Raw genomic sequence first — 20989 nt, forward strand, 5'->3', positions numbered from 1 at the left:
GGAGGGCCTTACGGACCGGGGGGCCTTACGGGCCCTGAGGAGAGTCCTACGTGTCCTACGGGCGGGCCACTCTGGGGTCCCGCTGGACGCGAGGGGTCTGTGCTCGGTCCGGTCCGCCCGACGCCCCGTGGCGGAAGTCCTCGATCTGTTCCAGCGTCGGGTACCACCTCTTGTCACAGCGACGGCACCACCATCGCCAGTTGTCCCAGTGGACGTTGGTGGTCGTGGTGTCCTTCCACAGCCACTCGTCGCAGTCAGGGCTGGGGCATCGCGGCGGCGTGGGCAGGGGCACGGCGGCTGGGCCTTTCGTCGGTGACCGGCGGGGCCAGCTTGGTGCGCCTGCTGCACGGGGATACAGGAATCGGTCGCTCGCCATGCGGACGAGTGACGGCAACGGCAATGACGGCAACAACGATGACGGCCACGCCGTCCCGACGCCACGCGAGCTGGGTGCCCTGGGCGCGTCCCAGGTCACCTTCGGCCCGGGGTTGCAGCGCCGGGCGATGGCGGCGGTCAGGGAGCTGGCGGAGGGGGTACGGGATGGGCTGCGGGGGGGGCGTGAGCGGGGCGGGGGCGATAGTCGGGCGGACGCCCCGCCGCAGCGACGACAGCGCCTCCCGGAAGCCGGGGCCGGACGCGACGGCCGCGAGGTAGCGCCCCGCCACACATGCTTCCGCGGAGAGCGTCACCCGGCGCTTTCCTCCGGAGGCCGGGACGACGACCATTCCGGGAATCGCGTACGGGGCGCTCCCCATCTGATCGGGCGGCAGCAGAGAGGACGTACCTTGCTTATCGGCGCGGGATCGCCGCCCAGCGTGCACCTTGAGAACGAGCCAGGGCCCGGATCCGTCTACCCAAGGGAATATGCGATTCCGCTGGGATGGCGATCCGATAGGGAGGGGTGCGCGATTCCGACAGGAATATGGAGCCGGGCCGCGGGCGCGAATCATGTCCGAGGCGTGGCGAGTGCTTCCTCGGACCGACGGTCACTTCTTCCAGACTTCCGGGTTCTCCTCGACGCCGTAGCAAGTCGACTCTCCGGGTCAACTCGCCGAGCTGCCCGGCACTTGCACGCCCCGCCGCCGACCATGATCGACGATCTTCGCCCAACGTTGGCCTCCCGGTGTCCCGTTGTTCGCTTACTGCCTTGACCTGCGGTTTTTCAGCCACACGCAACGGCGTCAACGTCCCGAACAGGCAGGGATCCTGATGCAGTTGGATCTTGGTCAGGGTTTACTGGGCGAACGATGAAGGTACGCTCCCGGCCGGGCGATCCTCTGGGGAATGATGTAGCCCCGAAGCGGGCGAGGCTCCCCTGTTGCTGAAAATCGCTCCTGGTTATCACGAATGGAGGCCCCTTCTGTGGGCGTTTCACAGACGACATTACCGGTACTGTTCGAAGCGTGTGCTGATGCCTGTCCTGACGCGGTGGCACTGGTCACCGGGAACCGCACATACACATATGCCGAGTTGAACTCCGGAGCCAATCGGCTGGCCCGCTCACTGGTCTCACGCGGCATCGGTCCCGAGGACTTCGTGGCTATCGCGCTGCCGAGGTCCGAGGAGATGATCGTGGCGCTCCTCGCGGTACTCAAAGCGGGGGCCGCGTACTTCTCGATCGATCCCCAGCAGCCCGCTGAGCGGGTCGCGTTCATGGTCGAGGAGGTACGCCCGAAACTGGTGTTGACCACGACCGGATCGAGCGCGCTCGTACCGGAAGACACCGATGTTCCGATCATGCCGCTCGACGTCCGGTCACTGTTCGCGGAGAACGGCGAGGGGGCCGATGGTGACCTGGCGGATGACGAGCGCGTCGCGCCGCTCCGGTCCACCCACCCTATTTACGTGATCTACACCTCCGGTTCGACCGGCCGGCCCAAGGGGGTCGTGGTCACCCATGGCAATCTGGCCAATCTGCTGACCGACCTGGGAGAACGGTTCGGCCTGACGTCCGGCGACCGGATGCTGGCCACCTCGGTCCTGGGCTTCGACATGTCCGGCGTGGAGATCTTCCTGCCGCTGGTGCGGGGGGCCGGCATCGTGCTCGCGCCCTCGGGCGCCAACCGCGAGCCGGCGACCGTGGCCGAACTGCTGCGGCAGGGCGTCACCCTCGCGCAGGGCACGCCGACATGGTGGGCGATGCTGGTCGAGCAGATTCCGGACAGCCTGCGTGGACTGCGCATGCTGGTCGGCGGCGAGGCGCTACCTCCGACGGTCGCCACCGCGATGCTCGAACTCGGTCGCGAAGTGGTGAATCTGTACGGGCCGACCGAGACCACCGTCTGGTCGACCATCGCGCCGCTGCACGAGGTCAGCGGCCCGCCGCCGATCGGGCGGCCGATCGCCAACACCGAGGTCCATGTCCTGGGTCCCGGGCTGGAGCCGATGCCACCGGGTGAGGTCGGTGAGTTGTACATCGCAGGAGCCGGGGTCGCGCGTGGATATCTGAATCGGCCAACCCTGACGGAGGAACGTTTCGTCGTCAATCCGTTCGATAAAGACGGGTCACGGATGTACCGCACGGGCGACCTGGTGCGCCAGTCCGCCGACGGCGACCTCGAATTCGTCGGCCGGGCCGATGGGCAGGTCAAGATCCGTGGCCACCGGGTCGAACTCGGTGAGATCGAAACGGCCGCGGTCACGCATCCGTTGGTCAGCCAGGCGGCGGTCGTGATGCGCGAGGACAACCCCGGTGACCAGCGGCTGGTGGCCTACGTGGTGCCGGCCACCCCAGCGGAGTCCGAAGAGGCGGCGCGGGAGAAGGTCGACGAGTGGCAGAAGGTGTACGACTCGGTCTACACCGAGACCGACTCGGCGCAGCCCCCGCTCGGTGAGGACTTCGGAGTCTGGAAGAGCAGCTACGACGGGCAGCTGCTCCCGATGGAGCACCTCAGGGAGATCCAGGACGACACAGCGACGCGGCTGCGGGCGCTGGGGGCGCGCAGGGTCCTGGACATCGGGGTGGGCGCCGGCCTGACGCTGGCCCGGGTGGCGCCGCACTGTGAGGCGTACTGGGGCACGGATCTCTCCGCTCCGGTCATCGACAACATCAGGGCCCAGTGCGACAAGGATCCCGCGCTGGCCGAGAAGGTCGAGCTGCGGTGCCAGCCGGCGGACGACCTCGACGGTCTGCCCGAGGACTTCTTCGACCTGGTCATCATCAACTCGGTGATCCAGCACTTTCCCACGGTCGACTACCTCGTGCGGGTCCTGACCAATGCGATGGACCTGATCCGCCCCGGCGGTTCCGTCGTCGTCGGGGACGTACGCCATCTCGGTCTGCTGCGTAGCCTGAAGACCGCGATTCACCTCCACCGTGCCGACGAACGGACGGATGCCGCCGAGGTACGGCGCGGCGTCGAGCACGCGCTGGCCCTGGAAAAAGACCTGATGATGCCCCCGGAGTTCTACGTCGCTCTCGCCGACCGGATGGACTCCGTCGCCGCTGTGGACATGCGCCTCAAGCCCGGGCGGTATCACAACGAGTTCACCCGGTACCGGTACGACGTCGTTCTGCGCAAGAAGTCGGACGGGGCCGAGCCCGCGGCCGCGTCGCTGGGTGAGCTGCCCGTCCTGCGGTGGGGGCAGGACATCGTCGAGCTGGACCAGTTGGCCGGCCGCCTGGGCCGTCCGGTGTCAGCGCCGGTCCGCGTCTCGGGAATTCCGAACGGACGCATCGCCAACGAGATCGCCGCCGCCGACCGTCTCGCCGAGGGCGCGGCCATCGGCGCGGTGCTGTCCGAGCTGCGTGCCGAGATGCGCGGTGTCGATCCCGAGGAACTCCGTGTCCTGGCCGAGCGGTTGGGATATCAGGCCATCCTCACCTGGTCCGGGTCCCCGGACGGCAGCTTCGACTGCGTCCTGGTCGCCGCCGACGGGCCCGCCTTCCCGGTGCTGTCCGATCTCTACCGGCCCGGAGCCGAGGAGAAGGCACCGCTGGCCTCCTACGCCAACGCGCCGATGCGGGCCGGCGCGGCCGACCTGCCGACCGCCTCGTTGCGGGCACACCTGGCCAAGACGCTCCCGGACTACATGATTCCCGCGGCCTTCGTGCGGCTGGACGCCGTGCCGTTCAACGCGAACGGGAAGCTCGACCGCGCGGCGCTGCCGGCACCGCGGCCGACGACCGGCTCTTCGGGCTCTCCGGGTCGCGCGCCGGGCAACTCGATGGAGGAGACGCTGTGTGAACTGTTCAGTCAGGTGCTCGGGGTGCCGCAGGTCGGGGTCGACGACAACTTCTTCGAGTTCGGCAACAGCATCCTCGCGGTCCGCCTGGCCGGCCGGATAAAGCAGCGGATCGGTGTCGACCTGCCGGTGCACGAGATATTCGCCAGGCCGACCGCGGCCGCACTCGCGGATCTGCTCATCAGCCCGGACTCCGGCGAGGAACACGCCGCCGATGTGGACCTCGTCGAGGAAGCCTTCCTCGACCCGGCCATATCGACTGTGGGCAGTGAGCCGCTGGACCGGGACGTGGTCCGTGCTCCGCGCACGGTCCTGTTGACCGGTGCGACCGGCTTCGTCGGATCGTTCGTGCTCAGGGAGCTTCTCGACAGCACGGACGCCCAGATCTACTGCCTGGTGCGCGCCAGCGAGGACACCGAGGCGGCGGTTCGCGTTCTGGACAGCTTGCGCGGCTACGGTCTGGCAGACGGTGTGGATCCCGACCGGATCACCGCCATCGCCGCTGACCTGGAAAAGCCCCTGTGCGGGTTGTCGGCACCGCAGTTCGACATGCTGGCCGAGCAGGTTGACCTGATCTTCCACAATGGTGCAAGGGTCAATCTGGTCGACGCTTACAGCCGGCTCAGGGCGGCCAACGTCGGGGGCACCCGGGAGCTGTTGCGGCTGGCCGCAAGCAAGCGGGTCAAGCCGGTGCACTACGTCTCCGCGACGAGCGCGCTGATCGGGACGGCGAACAACCCGGAGCCCCTGGTCGAGGACCGGCGGGTCGATCCGGATCTGATGCCCGCCGAGGGCTATGCGCGCACCAAATGGGTGGCCGAGGAAATGCTCCGCATCGCGCGTGTGCGCGGCATTCCCTCGGCGGTGTACCGGCCTGCGCAGATCGGTGGCCACACGGCCACGGGTGCCGTGGGAGTCAATGACGGACTGTGGCACTACATCCGAGCCTGTGTCGAGGTCGGGGCCGTGCCGAACGCCGGTGCCGGATGGGCCGAGGTGAACCTGGTACCGGTCGACTACGTCGCCAAGGCTTATGTGCGACTCGCGCTGCATCCGGACTCGGTCGGCGGCGAGTTCAACCTGACCAATCCACGGACCGTCAGGATCCACGCGATCATCGACCGGATCCGCGCCGCCGGCCACCCCGTCGAGGCCGTGCCGTACGAGGACTGGATGGGCCGGCTCCAGCGTCACGCGGACGTCATCGCCGACGACCGGAACAGCTCGGTACGGGCGACCCTCGCCCTGGTCAGCGCGGCGGTGGATTCACTTCAGCTCGATGATTACGACTACGACCGGACCAACACCTCGCGGGGTCTCGCCGAATCGGGCATTGACTGCCCCACAATCGATAGCCTCCTTCTCGACCGGTACATCCAGTACCTCGTTGAATCCGGTTTCCTGCCCGCACCGAGCGGGCGCCAGGACTGAACTGTCCTGTTGGGCAACCCTGTTGGGCGACAACGACTTCGAGGAGAAGTGATGGAGCACCGTCATGTCGGTAAAAGCGGGCTGATGGTCAGCGAGATCGCGTACGGTAACTGGCTCACCCATGGCCAGCAGATCGACGAGGATGCCGCGTACGCCTGTGTGGGGGCGGCACTCGACGCGGGAATTACCACCTTCGACACCGCCGATATGTACGCGGACACCCGAGCCGAGGAGGTATTGGGGCGGGCACTGGCCCAGCAGCGGCGGGCCGGGCTGGAAATCAGCACCAAGGTCTACTGGCCGACCGGACCCGGACGTAACGACCGCGGCCTGTCCCGGAAACACGTACTGGACTCGATCGACGGATCACTGCGCCGCCTGCGCACCGATTACGTGGACATTTACTGGGCCCACCAATACGACGTCGAAACGCCGCTCGAAGAGACGATGGAGGCGTTCTACGACATTGTCCGGGCGGGTAAGGCCCGCTATATCGGGGTGTCCGAGTGGCCCGCCGAGGACATCCGCGCCGCACACCGGCTCGCCCGGGAACTGCGCATTCCGCTGATCGCCAACCAGCCGCAGTACTCCATGCTGTGGCGGGTCATCGAATCCGAGGTGATTCCCGCCTGTGCGGAGCTGGGCATGGGACAGATCGTCTGGTCGCCGCTCGCGCAGGGCGTGCTGACCGGCAAGTATCTGCCAGGCAAGCAGCCGCCCTCCGGATCGCGCGGCGCCGATACGGAGGGACGGCAGTGGCTGGATCCGTTCATGCGCGACGAGGTGCTCAGCCGGGTGCAGCGGCTCCGGCCGCTGGCCGAGTCGGCCGGGTTGACGCAGGCGCAGCTCGCGGTGGCGTGGACGTTGCAGAACCCCGATGTCGCCTCCGCGATCGTCGGCGCGTCCCACCCGAAGCAACTGATCGACACCACCGCAGTGGCAGGTGTCGCCCTGGATCAGGAATTGTGCAAGCAGATCGACGAAATACTGGATCCGGTCGTCGAACGAGATCCGGCCCGGACCGCTCGACAGGAACCGCGCCCATGACGACCGTGGGAAGTCGCGCGTCCGGGACTCATTGGACTGCGCAGGGAAATGGCACTGCGGTAGAAACCGAGATATTAGCTCGCCTGATTACCGGAGGGGACGCCTGATGACGACGACCACACCAGCCGACTGGCCGCACGCACCGCTGCCTCTCGACGAACTGAAACGCGTGACGGGACCGTTCGGGAAATCCAGCATGCTGCCGGCGGCGGCCTACACCGCGCCAGAGGTGTTCGCCTGGGAACGACGTCATCTGTTCGCCGGCACGTGGAGCTGCCTCGGCCGGCTGGACGAGGTCTTCCCCGAGGGGGCGACCCAGTACGCCAGGCAGGTGGGGACCGTACCGGTTCTGCTGACCAGGGAAGGCGACCGGATTGCCGCGTTCGCCAACACCTGCCGGCACCGCGGACACGAACTGCTGGCCGACGGCTGCTCATCGAGCAAGCGGGTGGTGCATTGCCCTTACCACTCCTGGACGTTCAAAATGGACGGTTCGCTGCGCACGGCGCCCCGGTTCCCGGACCTGCCGGAGGACCACGGGCTGATCGAGCTGCCGGCCGAGGTCTGGCACGGCTGGGTCTTCGTCAACGCCAGTGGCGACGCCGCGTCCTTCCCCGACTACCTGGGAGCGCTCGCCGGCCATGTCGCGCCGTACGCGCCCGAGCGGCTGAAGCTGGCCGCCACTCGCACCTATGAGGTAGCGGCGAACTGGAAGGTGATCGTCGAGAACTACCAGGAGTGCTACCACTGCCCGCACATCCACCCCGAGCTGACCGCTGTGGCCCCGCCCAACAGCGCCAGCTACATCGCCGACGAGCCGGGAGCCTGGGTCGGCGGCACGATGGACCTGGCGGAGGGTGCGCAGACCATGTCGATGGACGGGCGGGCCGGTGGCGCTCTGCTGCCCGGCGTCGATCAACGGACGGTGTTCTACGCCGCGCTGGTCCCCAACCTGTTCCTCTCGCTGCACCCCGACTACGTGTTGATCCACCATCTGGTGCCGTCCTCACCGGGCCACTCCCGCGTCGAGTGCTCCTGGTACGCCCAGGACGGGGTTCTCGACGACAGCCCCGTTGACTTCTGGCATCGCATCAACCTGCAGGACTGGGATGCCTGCGAGTCCGTCCAGCGCGGGCTCACCTCACCGCACTACCGGCCCGGACCGTTCGCCCCGATCGAGGACTCCGTGCACCGATGGGTGTCGCTCATCGGACGCGCCTACAGCGGCATGCCACCGTGGGACCGGCCGACCGCTGATTCGTAAACGTCGGCCGAGAGGAGGGCCGGGTCGTCGTCGCCCGGCCCTCCTCTCGCACCACCGCGCGTACAGGTGCCGCTTCTTGATGATCTGTGGCTGGAAACTAATGGTCCCCGGTCAGGTTGAGCATGACGACGCCGCCAATGATCAAGGTAATCCCCAGGACCTTGACCATGTTCGCCGGTTCGTCCATGAACACCATCCCGATGAGCGCGATGGCGGCGGTGCCGAGGCCGGACCAGATCGCGTAGGCGATGCCCAGCTGCATCCTTTTGAGTGCCTGGGCCAGCAGCGTGAACGAAGCGATGTAACAGACCCCGACGACCAGGCTCGGCAGCAGTTTGGTTAATCCCTCGCTCAGCTTCAGGAACGAGGTGGCGATGACCTCGGCGGTGATGGCGCTCAGCAGCAGCATCCAGACCATAGCCGCCCCCAATCTGTCGGTTCGGTCAGGAAAATCGCCCGCGCAAGGGAGAGGCGGCGGTTGCCGCGGCCATCTCCTGGGCATCGATAACCAGTTCGGCACACATGTGCGGGGTCGTCGGCCATCTGATCACTCGGCGCGAACAGATGTCCAGGACACCGGCGAGTTACAGCCACGCGCCGCAGACCTGCACATACCTCTCCGTCGGGCCAGGTAGCGCGCGACAGGGGGCGGCCAGGGCTGGGGGCACGCGCGGGCCCGGCGGGTCCGGGCGGTGACGGGCGCAGGCGCACCCACCACCGCCCGTGCGGCTACTTCTTCTTCGGCAGCCACGCCTTCCATGCATCCGGGTGCTTGTCGGCCCAGCGCTTGGCCGCCTCATCGGCAGAAAGGCCGTCCGAGGCGATCATTTCGGAGACCTCGTTCTGGTCTTCCTTGGACCACTTGAACTTCTTCAGGAACTCCGCCGCATCGCTGCCGCTCTTGACGAAGTCCGTGTTGAGGTACTTCTGCAGCGGCGTCGAAGGATAGGCGCAGTCGATGGACTGGGGATCCTCGACGCCCTTCGCGGCGCACTCCTCGGTGTACTTGGGGAGTTTGACCTCCACCATGGGCACCTCGTTGAAGAGCCACTGCGGCTCGTACCAATACGTCAGGAAGGGCTTCTTCTGCTTGGCGAACTGTTTGATCTGGGTGATCTGCGCCGCCTCGGAGCCCGCGAACACGACATCGAAATTGAGGCCGAGGTTCTTCACCAGCGCCTTGTCATTGGTGACATAGGACGGGGAGCCGTCCAGGAGCTGGCCCTTCTTGCCGCTCTCCGCGGTACGGAGCTCGTCGGCGTACTTGTTGAGGTTCTTCCAGTCGGTGACGTCCGGGTGCTTGTCCGCCCAGTACTTGGGGACGAACCAGCCGATGTGGCCGATGACGCCCAGGTCGCCGCCGGGCGTGATCGTCTTCTTCTCCTTGACGTAGCGCTGCACCTCCTCCGGGTGGCCCCAGTCCTCAAGGATGGCGTCCACCCGGCCCTGGCTGAGCGCGTCCCAGGCCGGCTGCTCGTCCACCTGCACGGTGTCGACGCGGTAGCCGAGCTCGTTCTCCAGGATGTACTTCGCCACGCCGACGTTGGCTTGCGTGCCGACCCAGGTTCCCAGTTGCAGGGTGACGGACTTGGCGCCGCCCACGGCCGCGTACGGCGAGGCCTGCTTGGTCATGTCGGCCGCGCCGCAGCCGGAGAGGGACAGCGTCAGGGCACCGGCCGCGAGGGCGGCGCCGACGACGGTGGCTTTGCGCGTACGAGTGGTACGAGCAGCGCGCGACGGGTGAGTAGTGCGTGCCATGGTCAGGCTCCCTTCGCCGCTCGGCGTTCCGTGGGCTGGGTGACCCGGTCGAGCATCAGGCCGAGGCAGACGATGGCCACGCCCGCGACCAGGCCGAGGGCCAGATCGCCGGTCGCCAGACCGGTCACCACGTCGTAGCCGAGCGCGCCGCCACCCACCAGGCCGCCGATGATGACGACGGCGAGGACCAGGACGACTCCCTGGTTGACGGCCAGCAGCAGCGCGGGCCGGGCCAGCGGGAGCTGGACCTGGCGCAGCGTCTGCCAGCGGGTCGCGCCCAGCGAGTGCGCCGCCTCCATCGCCGCCGGGTCGACCTGACGCAGGCCCTGGGTGATGATGCGGATGACCGCGGGCAGCGCGTAGATGATGGCCGCCGCGGCGGCCGGGGCGCGGCCCACCGCGAAGAGCGCGACCACCGGGATCAGGTACACGAACTGCGGCATGGTCTGCATGACGTCCAGGACGGGCCGCAGGATCACCTCGAAGCGCTTGCTGCCGGCGGCCAGGATACCGATCGCGAAGCCCAGGGCCAGCGTCACGACGAGGGCCGCGAGCACCTGCGAGAGGGTGTTCATGGAGGGCTTCCACACGCCCAGCACGCCGATGGCCGCCAGAGCGAGCACCGCGGTCAGGGCGGTGCGCCACGTACCGATGAGCCAGGCCAGTGCGGCGACGATCAGCAGCGCGCCCCACCAGGGCAGCGCGGTCAGGCCGTCGCGCAGCGGGTCCAGCACCCAGGTGGTGAAGGCCGCGGCCCAGTCGGCGGTGCCGCCGATGACCGGAACGCCGGAGTAGAGGTGGCCGACCATCCAATCCTTGAAGTCGTTGACCGGGTCCGCGATGGCCACGACCCAGTCGGTCGGCCAGACCATCGAGCCGGAGAGCCGGCCGACGACGGCTACGGCGGCGGTGACCACGGCGACGCCCGCCCAGGCGAGCGGGCCGCGCAGCCACTTCGGGCCCGGTGCCGAGCCGGCGCCGAGCCGCTCGCCCGCCGCCGCGGTCGTACGGTCCATGACGATCGCCAGGAGCACGATCGGGACGGCGGCGGCCAGCGCCGCGCCGACGTCGACCGAGGCGAGCGCCTGGTAGACGCGGTCGCCGAGACCGGCCGCACCGATCATCGAGGCGATCACGACCATCGAGAGCGCCATCATGATCGTCTGGTTGAGGCCGAGCAGCAGCTCCTTGCGGGCCAGCGGGAGGCGGGCGGTCAGCAGCCGCTGCCGTCCGGTCGCGCCGAGCGAGGTCACGGCTTCGAGGACGCCCGTGTCGGCGCTGCGCAGCCCGAGCGCGGTGAGCCGTGCCATCGGCGGAGCCGCGTAGATGACGGTCGCCAGCAGCGCGGCGGGGACGCCGATGCCGAAGACCAGCACGACGGGCAGCAGGTAGGCGAAGGCCGGCAGCACCTGCATGGTGTCGAGTACGGGCCGCAGCATCCGGAACGTACGGTCCGATAGCCCGGCGGCGAGGCCGAGCAGCGCACCGACGGCGACCGAGGCGAGGACCGTCACGATCATCAGCGCGAGGGTCTGCATGGTCGGCACCCACATCCCGAGCAGGCCGCTGACCAGCAAGGAGAGCAGTGCGGTCGCGGCGATGCGCCAGCCCGCGACGCGCCAGGCGACGAGGGTGACGAGCGCGGTCACGCCGGTCCAGCCGAGTGCGAGGAGCAGCATGTACACGGCCCGTACGGACAGCACCACGGCGTTGCTGATGTGGCCGAAGAAGTACAGGAAGAGCGGGTGGCTGTCGCGGTTGTCGATGATCCAGTCGCTGGTCTTGCCGAGCGGCTCGGACAGGTCGACGGACAGTGCCTGCGGCCACATCCCGCCGGCCCACTGGGCGTGGACGATCGGGACGAGGACCGCCGCGGCGAGCGCGAGGAGCAGGATCTTGCCCAGGCCGCGGTGGCGGAGGAGCGCTTGGAGCGGGTTGGTCTTGCCGGTGGTGGCGTCGGAGCCGCCAGGGGCGGCGGTCTTGGGCTCGGTATCGCTGGCCGGAGCAGTAGTCGCGGTACTCATGCTCTGCCCCGTTTCACGGTGCCGACCGGCACATTCATCGCGGCTGCCCGCTGGGCCTCGCGCCAGCGGCGCAGCAGGGCGGTACGCAGCCTTCCCTCCGGTGCGTGGGGGCGGACCGAGCGCAGGAGCAGTTGGTGGTGCGGTGGGCGGCGGGCGGCGGCGTACATCAGGCGGCCACCTCTTCGCGCTCGATACCGGCCACCACGTTCAGCAGGCACGCGTGGTCCACGACGCCCAGGCAGCGGCCGTTCTCGACGACGCGGGCCGCGCCGCCGGAGCGGGCGACGGCCTCGATGGCGTGGCCGACCAGGGTGTCGGGGGCCAGCGCGGGCCCCTCGTCGGCCTCGCCGGCCTCGGCCGGGCGCATCGCGCGGCGCACGGTCAGGACCTGCTCGCGCGGCACATCGCGGACGAAGTCGCGCACGTAGTCGTCGGCCGGGGAGCCGACGATCTCTTCGGGGGTGCCGAGCTGGACGATCTCACCGTCGCGCATCAGGGCGATACGGTCGCCCAGCAGCAGCGCCTCGGAGAGGTCGTGGGTGATGAAGACCATCGTGCGGCCCTCCTCACGGTGCAGCCGTACGACCTCCTCCTGCATATCGCGCCGGATCAGTGGGTCGAGCGCGCTGAACGGCTCGTCGAAGAGCAGGACTTCGGGGTCCACGGCGAGCGCGCGGGCGAGCCCGACGCGCTGCTGCTGGCCGCCGGAGAGCTGTCCTGGGCGGCGCTTTTCGAGGCCGCTGAGGCCGACCTTGTCGACCATCTCCTGGGCGCGCGCGCGGCGTTCGGCCTTGCCCATGCCCTGGATCTCCAGCCCGTACGCGACGTTGTCGAGGACGGTGCGGTGCGGCAGCAGGCCGAAGTGCTGGAAGACCATGGAGGCGCGGTGCCTGCGCAGGTCGCGCAGCGCGGACTTGTCCATGGCCAGGACGTCCTCGCCGTCGATCTCCAGCTTGCCGCCGGTCGGCTCGATGAGCCGGGTCAGGCAGCGTACGAGCGTGGACTTGCCGGAGCCGGAGAGGCCCATGACGACGAAGACCTCGCCCTTGTGGACGTCGAAGGAGACCTCGCGGACGGCGGGGGTGCAGCCGGTGCGCTCGCGCACCTCGTCCGCGGAGAGCCCGGTCAGGGAGGCGTCGCCGGGGACGCGCTCGGCCTTGGGGCCGAAGACCTTCCACAGGTCGCGGACGGAGAAGACGACGTCCCGGCCGTCCTCGGCAGCCGCGGCGTTCTGGGACTCGGAAATGCCGGATGCGTCGGTAGCAACGGTAGCCATTACGCATCACCTCCCTGCGTTGTGGGCTTGGCGAGCATTTCGGCGCACTTCTCCCCCACCATCAGGACGCCGAGCATCGGGTTCACGGCGGGCAGCGTCGGGAACACGGAGGCGTCCGCGATACGGATGCCCTGCAAGCCCCGGATCTTCAACTCCGGGTCCACGACGGCGAGTTCGTCATCGGCCGCGCCCATCCTGCAGGTGCCGGCCGGGTGGTACACGGTGTGCGCGCACTTGCGTACCAGCTCGCTGATCTCCGCGTCGTCGGTGACGTCCGGGCCGGGGAAGACCTCGCGCTTGAGCCACTTCTTGAACGGCTCGGCCTGCGCGACCTTACGGGCCAGCTTGATACCGTCGACCAGGGTCTGGCCGTCGTAGTCGCCCTCGTCCTCGAAGTACTTGAAGTCCAGCGCGGGCTTGACCTCGGGGTCGGCCGAGGTGAGGTAAAGGCGGCCGCGGGCACGGGACTTGGGGATGTTCGGGGTCATCGACACACCGTGCTCGGGGCGTTCGTAGCCCAGCCGCTCGGGGTGGTCGGTGTACGGGATCTGGTAGAAGTGCCACATCAGGTCGGGACCCTTGTGCTCCGGGTCCCGCTTGACGAACATCACCGCGTCGGAGTCCATCGCGGAGTTGTCCGGGATCGGCCCGTTGGTCTCCCAGACGATCACCGACTCGGGGTGGTCCATCAGGTTCTCGCCGACGCCCGGCAGATCGAGCACGCAGGGCAGGCCCAGCGCCTCAAGGTCCTTCTTCGGGCCGATGCCGGAGTGCATCAGCAGCCGCGGGGTGTCCACGGCACCGGCGCAGACCAGCACCTCGCGGGCGGCCTCGACGTAGACCTCCTCGCCGTCCTTCGTACGGACGTGGACGCCCTTGGCCCGGGTGCCGTCCAGCTCCAGCCGGTACGCCCAGGTCTCCAGCATCAGCGTCAGGTTGGGGCGGTCACCAGCCTCCATGTGGGGGTGGAGGTAGGCGACGGAGGCGGAGGAGCGCTTGTTGTTCTCCGGGTGGTAGGCCAGGTCGAGGAAGCCGACACCCTCCTCGAACGGCTTGTCGTTGAAGCCGACGATCTCGGGCACGCCGAGGGCGGCCGTGCTGGCCTCGATCCAGTCCGTGGCGATCTGGTTCTGGTCCTTCTTCGCCACCCGCACGATGTTGTTGCGCAGTTTGCCGAAGTACGGGTCCATGACCTTGGCGTTCCAGCCCGCGGCGCCCGCTTCCTCCCACTCGTCCCAGTCGGAGGGCAGCGGCTTGAAGGAGATCAGGGTGTTGTGCGAGGAGCACCCGCCCAGGACCTTGGCGCGGCTGTGCAGGATGTGCGAGTTGCCGCGCGGCTGCTCGGTGGTCGTGTACTCGTAGTCGAGCTCGCCGCCGAGCAGGCCGAGCCAGCGGCGCAGCGTGAGCACGTCGTCGCGGTCGATGTCGCTGGGGCCGCCCTCGATGACGGCGACGGTGACGTTCGGGTCCTCGGTGAGCCGGGAGGCGATCACGGAGCCAGCGGTGCCGCCGCCGACAACGACATAGTCATATACAGGCATGGGGTGGTTGCTCCTTACTGCTTACTGCGAAGCGCCTGCGCGCGGTGCTGCGAAATTCGGGGTGCTGCGAATTCGGGTGCTGCGAAATTCCGGTGGGCCTCAGCCCCCGAACCACCGCACCGGCTCCGGCCGCAGATTCTCGTAAACGTGCTTGCTCTCGCGGTACTCGTCCAGACCCGCGGGGCCCAGTTCCCGGCCTATCCCCGACTTGCCGAAGCCGCCCCACTCCGCCTGCGGAAGGTAGGGGTGGAAGTCGTTGATCCAGACGGTGCCGTGCCGCAGCCGCGCGGCGACCCGGCGTGCGCGGGCGGTGTCGGCGGACCATACCGCACCGGCCAGCCCGTACTCGGTGTCATTGGCCAGCGCGACGGCCTCGTCCTCGGTCGTGAACGTCTCGACCGTCAGGATCGGCCCGAAGGTCTCCTCCCGAACGACCTTCATCTCGCGGTGGCAGCCGTCCAGCACGGTCGGCGAGTAGAAGTAGCCGGTGGCGGGGCGCACATCCGACGGCTGGGGACGCGAGCCGCCGCAACGCAGCTGCGCACCCTCGGCCAGCGCGGAGGCGACATACGCCTCCACCTTCTCCAGCTGCTGCTGCGAGACGACCGGACCGCACTCCACGCCGTCCTCGGTGCCCCGGCCGAGCTTGATCCGCTCGGCGCGGCGGGCGAGCTCGGCGACGAAGCGATCGCGCACCGACTCCTCGATGATCAGCCGGGCACCGGCCGAGCAGACCTGCCCGCTGTGAATGAAGGCCGCGTTCAGCGCCTGGTCAACAGCGGTGTCGAAGCCTTCCTCCGTCGCGCAGGCGTCGGCGAACACCACATTCGGGTTCTTGCCGCCCAGTTCCAGCGCGATCTTCTTGGCGCCGGAGACGGCGGCCGCGCCCGCCTTCGTACCGCTGACGAGGCCACCGGTGAAGGAGAACAGATCCACATCCGGGTGCTCGGCCAGCCGCTGGCCGACCGGCAGGCCCGCGCCGGTGACGATGTTGGCGACGCCGACCGGCAGCCCGGCCTCCACCAGCAGCTTGATCAGGTGGACCGTCGACAGCGGGGTGACCTCGCTGGGCTTGATCACAAAGGTGTTGCCGGCCGCGAGGGCCGGCGCGATCTTCCAGCTGGCCTGGAGCAGCGGGTAGTTCCAGGGCGTGATCATCGCGCAGACGCCGACCGGCTCGTGCACGACCACGCTGTGGATGTCGGGCGACCCGGCGTCGACGACACGCCCGCCGCTCTCGTTCATCACCAGGTCGGCGAAGTAACGGAAGGCGTCGGTGACGCAGTCGACGTCGATCCGGCCCTCCTCCAGCGTCTTGCCGGTGTCGCGGCTCTCGATCAGCCCGATCTCCTCGCGGTCGCGCTGGAGCAGATCGGCGACCCGGCGCAGCAGCGCCGCGCGCTCGGCGACGGCCGTACGGGGCCAGGCGCCGGCGCCGCCGTCGAAGGCGCGGCGCGCTGCCTCGACCGCCGCATCGGCGTCCTCGGCGCCGCCCTCGGACACCACCTGGAATGTCTTCGCGTCGGCGGGGTCGAGGACCTCGCGCGTGGCGCCGGATACGGCGGGGCGCCACACCCCGTCTACGTGAATGGTGTCGATTGCCGCCACTGTCGTTACTGCCTTCCGCTTACCGATTTGTTCTCGCTGGTTCAACCGCTGATTCAGCCATTGGTTCAACCAGCAACGGGGAACCCTTTCCGGAAGCCCCCCACCTATGCCTAAACCTTCGCGGAAAGTGACCCGACTCACTGCGCGTGGCGGCGGGAAGTCCTGATATGTACCCTTTGGAGCCGTATGTGACTAGATGGAGCCCCGGGATTGCAGGCTCCTGGGGCCGTAGGGCCCGGGGATCGCGCCCGGGTTCGCGGAGCCCTGGGGTCGTGAAGGGACCTGGAAGGGGCCTGGGCCGGAGACAGGGCCTGGAAAGGGCCTGGGCCGAAGACAGGGGCCTGGAAAGGGCCTGGGCCGGAGACGCCGCAGGCACCGGAGGTGCCGAGATGATCAGCGGACACCGCACCGTCACCGCGACCACGGCCCTGGGCTGCGGCGCCGCGCTCCTCGCGGGGGCCGCCTGGACGGGCCTCGCGGCGGCGTCCGGCCCCGACGACGGCGAGGGCGACCTCGCGAACAATTCCGCCCAGCAGGTCTCCGACACCTCCCGCCGTGAACTCCTCGCCGCGAAATCCCTGCGACTGCGCACCGAGACCAGCGTCAGCCCCACCAAACTCGACCTCACCCTCGACCGCGCCGGTAATTGCACGGGCGCCATCAGTAAGGGCGAGTCCGGCCGGGTCGAACTGATCAAGCGCGGCAAACAGGTCTGGATGCGCCCCGACGCCGCCTTCTGGAAGACCCAGCTCCCGGGCGACGAGGGCACCTTTGCCGCCAAGAAATACCGGGGCCGCTTCCTCCACGGCACCACCGACGACGCCTACCTCCAGCACCTCTCCGCCGTCTGCGACCTGACCGCCTTCCAGAAGTCCGCCGCCGGCCCGGACCGCCCACCGTCCCCGCCGCCCGGCAGCCCCACACCCCGCGCCCCCGCTCTCCACAAGGGCAAGCCGACCGTCCACGAAGGCATCCGTGTCCTCCCCGTCATCAAGAAGGCCGGCCAGGCGACCCAGACCCTCTACGTGGCGATCAAGGGCAAGCACTACCCCGTCAAACTGACCACCACGATCGACCGCGAGTCCAGCACGCTCATGCTGAGCAATTTCGAGAAACCGGTCCCGTCGAAGACTCCGCCCCGGGACAAGACGGTCGACATCTCGGTGCTGGAGGACCGCCTGCAGGGCACGTGACCCACGGCCCCGCCCCCAGACCTACGGGGCCCCCTCCTCCCCCTGACGCTTCCACTCCCGCCGCGCCTGCTCCTTCTCCACCAGCCGGGCGACATCCCGCATCTCCTCCAGCACAAGCCCCTCGTTCACCTCATCCTCCTCACGCCACAGCCCCTGCTCCCGCAACTGCTGCGTATGCGCCTCCACCGGCGGATCGGGATCGAAGTCGGACGGCCGCGGCCCCTCCGGACCGTCCGGCCCGACCCGCACCAGCCGCTCCACCCGCACCACCTTGAAGAAGTGCGCCCCGTCCGCCACTTCGATCTCGTTCCCGGGCCGCTCGTCCAGCAGATTCGCGGCCCGCTCGTACGCGTCCCGTTCCGCCTGGTCGAGCTGGAGCGTCACCGGCGCCATCACCCGCAGCCACATCGTCAGCGCGTCCCGCGCGGCCTGCGGCGTACTGCAGGCCGCGGAATGGGGCTTCCACCGCCCGTCACCGACCCGCTCCGCGATCATGAACCCGGGCGGCAGCAACACCCCGCCCGGATGCGTCTGCTTCGCCCGCCGCGAGTCCCTGCGCACATCCGGCGGCACCGTCCCGGCGGCGCGCACGAACTGCAGCAGATCGAGTTTCAAGATCCCCTCGGACATCCCCGTCCCCACCACCGGATCGATCACAAAGCCGGTAGTACGGCTGGGCATACGGTGCGCCTCACCCGGCTCCGCCGGATCAGGGTCCGATGGTCGTGGCGGCTCCGGCCCGTCCGGGCCCTTCCGGATGAACTGCTCCCCGTGCACGACGCGATACCGGTCCCCCAGCACCGTCAGCTCGTCCAGCTTCTCCCAGCCCAGCCGCACCGCCGCCGCCATGCACTCGGCACGCCCCACCTCGTCCCCCGACTTCTCGGCCTGCTGCGCCAGCCGCCGGAACGTCGACGCCATGGTGTCCCTGGAGTCCTGCGGCGCACTCTCCCCGAAGCTGACGACCTCCCAGCCGCCCTCCTCGCGCTCACGCACATGCCCGAAGACCGCCCCGCCCGCGGCGAGAATCTCGGGATACGCGTCCCTGGCCCGCCACGCCTCCTCGTCGGAGAACGCCGCGACGGGGCTGTCCTGTGCGACCACCCGGATGGTCCGGTACGCGGGTACTTGCTCACTGTAATGACTCATGTACTCAGCGTGCCTCCCGCGAGGGGGCCTGCGCTGCCGATTCGGAATGTTCCGACACCTCACCCATCGCGCAAAGCCGACCGCGATGCCGCACCAACGCCCGACACGCCCGAGCCGGTTGCCGCGCGTACCGCAGCGCCGACACGAGCCCGTTCCCGGCACCCGCGAGCTCACCCGTCTTCCGCCGCGCCTCCCGCCGCACCCCGCACACTGTCGCCCTTCGGCAACTCCACGGCCACATCCTCGACTTCGGGGATGAGCAGCGCGATATGCCCGCGCAGGAACAGGGTTACGTCCTCCAGTTCGTCGTGCCGCGGTACGGGTGCGCCCTCGGCGAGCACCGCGTCGAGACTGCGCAGAATCGTGCGCATGTCGTGCCCATACGAATCAATTTCCTTCTTTGGAAGGAAATTTCAATGAAGCGAGGTGTGCTGGTCCATGCATCAACGGTGCTGGCGGCAGGCCCGCGAAGGCGAGCCTGCCGACCCCTACAGAAATGCCGTACGGGTCCGCCGCCATCGCGTACGGGAGGGAAAACCGATATGCCCTACGACGGCTACTACGACAACATCCCGGTGAGCCTGCGCATTCTGGGGCTGCAGACGAAGGCGTTACGAGAACTGGCCGGCCTGACCCAGTCCCAACCGGGCGATAAGGCGGGCTTCTCCGAATCCCCGAGATTCTGCGAGAACAGTTGCACCGACTCCTGGAGCTGGCCAGGTTGCGGCACATCGAGATTCAGGTGATGCCGACCGAGAGCACGAGTCACACCAGCCTCGATGGCCCGTTCACGCTCGTCGAGCCACCGGATCGCGGGGTGTGCGCCTACCTTGAAGTCCAAGGAACCGGCCGACTGATTACCGACCGCCGGTCAGTCAACAAGCTCGCCCGGCGGTATGGAATCCTGCAAAGTCAGGCCCTGACTCCCAAGGAATCGACCGCGTTCATCCAGAAGTTGGCGACAGGAGAACAATGAGCGACTTGGTGTGGTTCAAATCCAGCTACAGCGGCGGTGAAGGCGGCCAGTGCATCGAGGTCGCCCACGACTGGCACAAGTCCAGCTACAGCCAGGGGAACGGCGAGTGCGTCGAGGTGGCCACCCACCCCGACACCGTCCACGTCCGCGACTCCAAACACATATCCGGCCCGGTCCTCGACCTCACCCCCACCCAGTGGGCGGCCTTCGTCGAGTTCGCCGCGCTGTCCGCGTGACCCTCGGCGAGCCGTAAGCGCACCTCAGGGCCACCGGGAAGACAATTCCGGCATGGCCAAAACAGCGACAAAAGCAGTGCTCGAAGGCGGACCCGAGGAGCTCCCGGAGCGCGTCGTTCCGATCGAACGTCCCGGGGACGACGTGAAGATCCCGTTTCGTAACGGGTACGAGCATTTCCGGGCTACTCCCCGGACGCAGGACACCGCCGAGGGACCGCTGCCCGTCTACGAGTGGTGGGAGCGCACCGAGCTCCCCGGGTAGCGGCGGTCGTAGAGGCCCCACAGAGGCTTCAAGGGGCGACTGCAGGCCCGATCGGTTTCGGCCGATCGGGCCTGTCAGCTGGTGGGGGCGAAGGCCCGCAACGCGATGCGCTGGGTCCGCTCCTGTTGGGGCCAGTCGGCCTCCAGGCCCAGGACGAGGACCGCGAACTGGCGGCCGTCGGCGGTGGTGAAGGCGCAGTCCACGACCTTGACGCGCTCGCCGAGGCGGTCGCTGTCGTAGGCGTAGACCAGTTGGGCGGCGTCCGGGCTCAGGGTGTCGTCGTTGAGCGGTTCGAGGCTGATCCGTTCGTAGCCGGGGTTGCCGCTGAGGCCCTCCGATGCCGTCTCCAGGGATTCGCGCGGGGTGGAGTCGGGTTCGGTGATCTCGAAGATCTGCACCAGTCCACGGTCGTCCGGCGCCGTGTAGAACACGCCGGTCTTGCGGACGCTGCGCTTCCAGCCGTCGGGCACCGCGATGGTGAAGCCCTTGGCGTCGTGCACGCGGTGATAGCCGTCGGGGAGGGGAGAGGAGGTGGGAGGGGAGGGCGAGATCTCCGTGGTGGGTGGGGTGGGTGAGCTGGGGGTGGTGCTTGTCGCGGGCTGGGTCTGGGTGGTGGAAGGTGCGCCGGCGGCGGGCGGGGTCTCGTCGAAGTGGCCCCACAGCAGGTAGCCGCCGCCGAAACCCACCGCGATCACGGCCACGACCGCGCCGGCGACCAGGGCCGTCCGACGACGGCCCTCGGGGATGGGGTTGGGGGGAGGCGGGGGCGTGGGGTCGTGGTACGGGTTGGGGCCGCGTGCGGAGATGGGTTCGGAGATGGGGCCGGTGCCCGGGGCGGGACCTGGTCCGGGGCCGGGGCCTGCGTAGGGGGCGGATGTGTGCGCGGTCGGCCCGTCCGGCGGTGGGCCGTGGGGCGCCGATCCCGGGGCGAAGGCCGGGCGGGGTGGCATCGGTCCCGTGTACGGGGCGGGGTGTGGGGTGCCGTCCTCCCAGGTCTGGGTTTCGCTGTTCCAGCGCGCTCCGCCGCTCTCCGCCATCG

General features: G+C 68.8%; 17 protein-coding genes and 1 pseudogene. 8 read left to right on the forward strand and 10 right to left on the reverse strand.

Annotation, left to right across the window (positions count from 1 at the left end; all coding sequences use genetic code 11):
- Nucleotides 1-431 precede the first annotated feature (431 nt).
- The 4 genes and pseudogenes from K9S39_RS17840 to K9S39_RS17855 form a co-directional block, all read left to right on the forward strand.
- Nucleotides 432-539: pseudogene (locus tag K9S39_RS17840) on the forward strand (isocitrate lyase/phosphoenolpyruvate mutase family protein); the annotation flags it as partial.
- Nucleotides 540-1362: 823 nt separating this feature from the next.
- Nucleotides 1363-5616 (forward strand): non-ribosomal peptide synthetase family protein, encoded by a 4254-nt coding sequence (locus K9S39_RS17845; protein WP_248864356.1) that lies wholly within the window; start codon nucleotides 1363-1365, stop codon nucleotides 5614-5616.
- Between the two features lie 51 nt (nucleotides 5617-5667).
- Nucleotides 5668-6663, forward strand: coding sequence for an aldo/keto reductase family protein (locus K9S39_RS17850; protein ID WP_248864357.1), 996 nt, complete (start codon nucleotides 5668-5670; stop codon nucleotides 6661-6663).
- A gap of 106 nt (nucleotides 6664-6769) precedes the next feature.
- Nucleotides 6770-7927 (forward strand): aromatic ring-hydroxylating oxygenase subunit alpha, encoded by a 1158-nt coding sequence (locus K9S39_RS17855; RefSeq protein ID WP_248864358.1) that lies wholly within the window; start codon nucleotides 6770-6772, stop codon nucleotides 7925-7927.
- A 97-nt stretch (nucleotides 7928-8024) separates the two neighbouring features.
- On the opposite strand, the gene K9S39_RS17860 is transcribed toward K9S39_RS17855, so the two are convergent.
- The 7 genes from K9S39_RS17860 to K9S39_RS17890 form a co-directional block, all read right to left on the reverse strand.
- Nucleotides 8025-8345: a DMT family transporter gene (locus K9S39_RS17860; protein WP_248864359.1), complete on the reverse strand. Its 321-nt coding sequence runs from the start codon at nucleotides 8343-8345 to the stop codon at nucleotides 8025-8027.
- Nucleotides 8346-8656: 311 nt separating this feature from the next.
- Entirely contained in the window at nucleotides 8657-9685 is a 1029-nt protein-coding gene (locus K9S39_RS17865) for an ABC transporter substrate-binding protein (RefSeq protein ID WP_248864360.1), read from the reverse strand.
- 2 nt (nucleotides 9686-9687) lie between these two features.
- On the reverse strand, nucleotides 9688-11709 hold the full coding sequence (locus K9S39_RS17870) for an ABC transporter permease (protein WP_248864361.1): 2022 nt from the start codon (nucleotides 11707-11709) through the stop codon (nucleotides 9688-9690).
- Nucleotides 11706-11876, reverse strand: a complete 171-nt coding sequence (locus tag K9S39_RS17875) for a hypothetical protein (protein WP_248864362.1) — start codon at nucleotides 11874-11876, stop codon at nucleotides 11706-11708. Before K9S39_RS17875 ends, K9S39_RS17870 begins: the two co-directional genes overlap by 4 nt.
- A complete protein-coding gene (locus K9S39_RS17880; protein ID WP_248864363.1) occupies nucleotides 11876-12985 on the reverse strand; it encodes a quaternary amine ABC transporter ATP-binding protein in 1110 nt (369 codons plus the stop codon). The genes K9S39_RS17875 and K9S39_RS17880 overlap by 1 nt, the downstream gene beginning before the upstream one ends.
- Nucleotides 12985-14526: a GMC family oxidoreductase gene (locus K9S39_RS17885; protein ID WP_248864364.1), complete on the reverse strand. Its 1542-nt coding sequence runs from the start codon at nucleotides 14524-14526 to the stop codon at nucleotides 12985-12987. Before K9S39_RS17885 ends, K9S39_RS17880 begins: the two co-directional genes overlap by 1 nt.
- Before the next feature lie 99 nt (nucleotides 14527-14625).
- Nucleotides 14626-16134: an aldehyde dehydrogenase family protein gene (locus K9S39_RS17890; RefSeq protein WP_248864365.1), complete on the reverse strand. Its 1509-nt coding sequence runs from the start codon at nucleotides 16132-16134 to the stop codon at nucleotides 14626-14628.
- Between the two features lie 389 nt (nucleotides 16135-16523).
- On the opposite strand from K9S39_RS17890, the gene K9S39_RS17895 reads away from it, so the two are divergent.
- Entirely contained in the window at nucleotides 16524-17327 is an 804-nt protein-coding gene (locus tag K9S39_RS17895; RefSeq protein ID WP_248864366.1) for a hypothetical protein, read from the forward strand.
- A gap of 21 nt (nucleotides 17328-17348) precedes the next feature.
- On the opposite strand, the gene K9S39_RS17900 is transcribed toward K9S39_RS17895, so the two are convergent.
- Nucleotides 17349-18476, reverse strand: coding sequence for a DUF5954 family protein (locus K9S39_RS17900; RefSeq protein WP_248864367.1), 1128 nt, complete (start codon nucleotides 18474-18476; stop codon nucleotides 17349-17351).
- 170 nt (nucleotides 18477-18646) lie between these two features.
- On the reverse strand, nucleotides 18647-18847 hold the full coding sequence (locus tag K9S39_RS17905; protein WP_248864368.1) for a DUF6415 family natural product biosynthesis protein: 201 nt from the start codon (nucleotides 18845-18847) through the stop codon (nucleotides 18647-18649).
- A 311-nt stretch (nucleotides 18848-19158) separates the two neighbouring features.
- Here K9S39_RS17905 and K9S39_RS17910 point away from each other — a divergent pair, with 311 nt between their 5' ends.
- Genes K9S39_RS17910 through K9S39_RS17920 form a run of 3 tightly spaced genes read left to right on the forward strand, consistent with a single transcriptional unit; the run spans nucleotide 19159 to nucleotide 19950 of the window.
- Nucleotides 19159-19452, forward strand: coding sequence for a Scr1 family TA system antitoxin-like transcriptional regulator (locus K9S39_RS17910; protein WP_283113502.1), 294 nt, complete (start codon nucleotides 19159-19161; stop codon nucleotides 19450-19452).
- On the forward strand, nucleotides 19449-19688 hold the full coding sequence (locus K9S39_RS17915; protein ID WP_248864370.1) for a DUF397 domain-containing protein: 240 nt from the start codon (nucleotides 19449-19451) through the stop codon (nucleotides 19686-19688). The genes K9S39_RS17910 and K9S39_RS17915 overlap by 4 nt, the downstream gene beginning before the upstream one ends.
- Before the next feature lie 52 nt (nucleotides 19689-19740).
- Entirely contained in the window at nucleotides 19741-19950 is a 210-nt protein-coding gene (locus K9S39_RS17920; RefSeq protein WP_248864371.1) for a DUF5988 family protein, read from the forward strand.
- Between the two features lie 74 nt (nucleotides 19951-20024).
- On the opposite strand, the gene K9S39_RS17925 is transcribed toward K9S39_RS17920, so the two are convergent.
- Complete coding sequence (locus K9S39_RS17925) at nucleotides 20025-20987, reverse strand: hypothetical protein (protein ID WP_248864372.1); 963 nt, start codon at nucleotides 20985-20987, stop codon at nucleotides 20025-20027.
- Nucleotides 20988-20989 lie beyond the last annotated feature (2 nt).

Origin of the sequence: Streptomyces halobius, from assembly GCF_023277745.1 — a bacterium.
Lineage (GTDB): Bacteria > Actinomycetota > Actinomycetes > Streptomycetales > Streptomycetaceae > Streptomyces > Streptomyces halobius.

What these genes read in the sequence shown, in the direction of transcription:
- K9S39_RS17850 (WP_248864357.1), top strand. Translation starts at nt 5,668, where the DNA reads ATGGAGCACCGTCATGTCGGTAAAAGCGGGCTGATGGTCAGCGAGATC.
- K9S39_RS17855 (WP_248864358.1), top strand. Translation starts at nt 6,770, where the DNA reads ATGACGACGACCACACCAGCCGACTGGCCGCACGCACCGCTGCCTCTC.
- K9S39_RS17860 (WP_248864359.1), bottom strand. Translation starts at nt 8,345, where the DNA reads ATGGTCTGGATGCTGCTGCTGAGCGCCATCACCGCCGAGGTCATCGCC.
- K9S39_RS17865 (WP_248864360.1), bottom strand. Translation starts at nt 9,685, where the DNA reads ATGGCACGCACTACTCACCCGTCGCGCGCTGCTCGTACCACTCGTACG.
- K9S39_RS17870 (WP_248864361.1), bottom strand. Translation starts at nt 11,709, where the DNA reads ATGAGTACCGCGACTACTGCTCCGGCCAGCGATACCGAGCCCAAGACC.
- K9S39_RS17875 (WP_248864362.1), bottom strand. Translation starts at nt 11,876, where the DNA reads ATGTACGCCGCCGCCCGCCGCCCACCGCACCACCAACTGCTCCTGCGC.
- K9S39_RS17880 (WP_248864363.1), bottom strand. Translation starts at nt 12,985, where the DNA reads ATGGCTACCGTTGCTACCGACGCATCCGGCATTTCCGAGTCCCAGAAC.
- K9S39_RS17885 (WP_248864364.1), bottom strand. Translation starts at nt 14,526, where the DNA reads ATGCCTGTATATGACTATGTCGTTGTCGGCGGCGGCACCGCTGGCTCC.
- K9S39_RS17895 (WP_248864366.1), top strand. Translation starts at nt 16,524, where the DNA reads ATGATCAGCGGACACCGCACCGTCACCGCGACCACGGCCCTGGGCTGC.
- K9S39_RS17900 (WP_248864367.1), bottom strand. Translation starts at nt 18,476, where the DNA reads ATGAGTCATTACAGTGAGCAAGTACCCGCGTACCGGACCATCCGGGTG.
- K9S39_RS17905 (WP_248864368.1), bottom strand. Translation starts at nt 18,847, where the DNA reads ATGCGCACGATTCTGCGCAGTCTCGACGCGGTGCTCGCCGAGGGCGCA.
- K9S39_RS17915 (WP_248864370.1), top strand. Translation starts at nt 19,449, where the DNA reads ATGAGCGACTTGGTGTGGTTCAAATCCAGCTACAGCGGCGGTGAAGGC.
- K9S39_RS17920 (WP_248864371.1), top strand. Translation starts at nt 19,741, where the DNA reads ATGGCCAAAACAGCGACAAAAGCAGTGCTCGAAGGCGGACCCGAGGAG.
- K9S39_RS17925 (WP_248864372.1), bottom strand. Translation starts at nt 20,987, where the DNA reads ATGGCGGAGAGCGGCGGAGCGCGCTGGAACAGCGAAACCCAGACCTGG.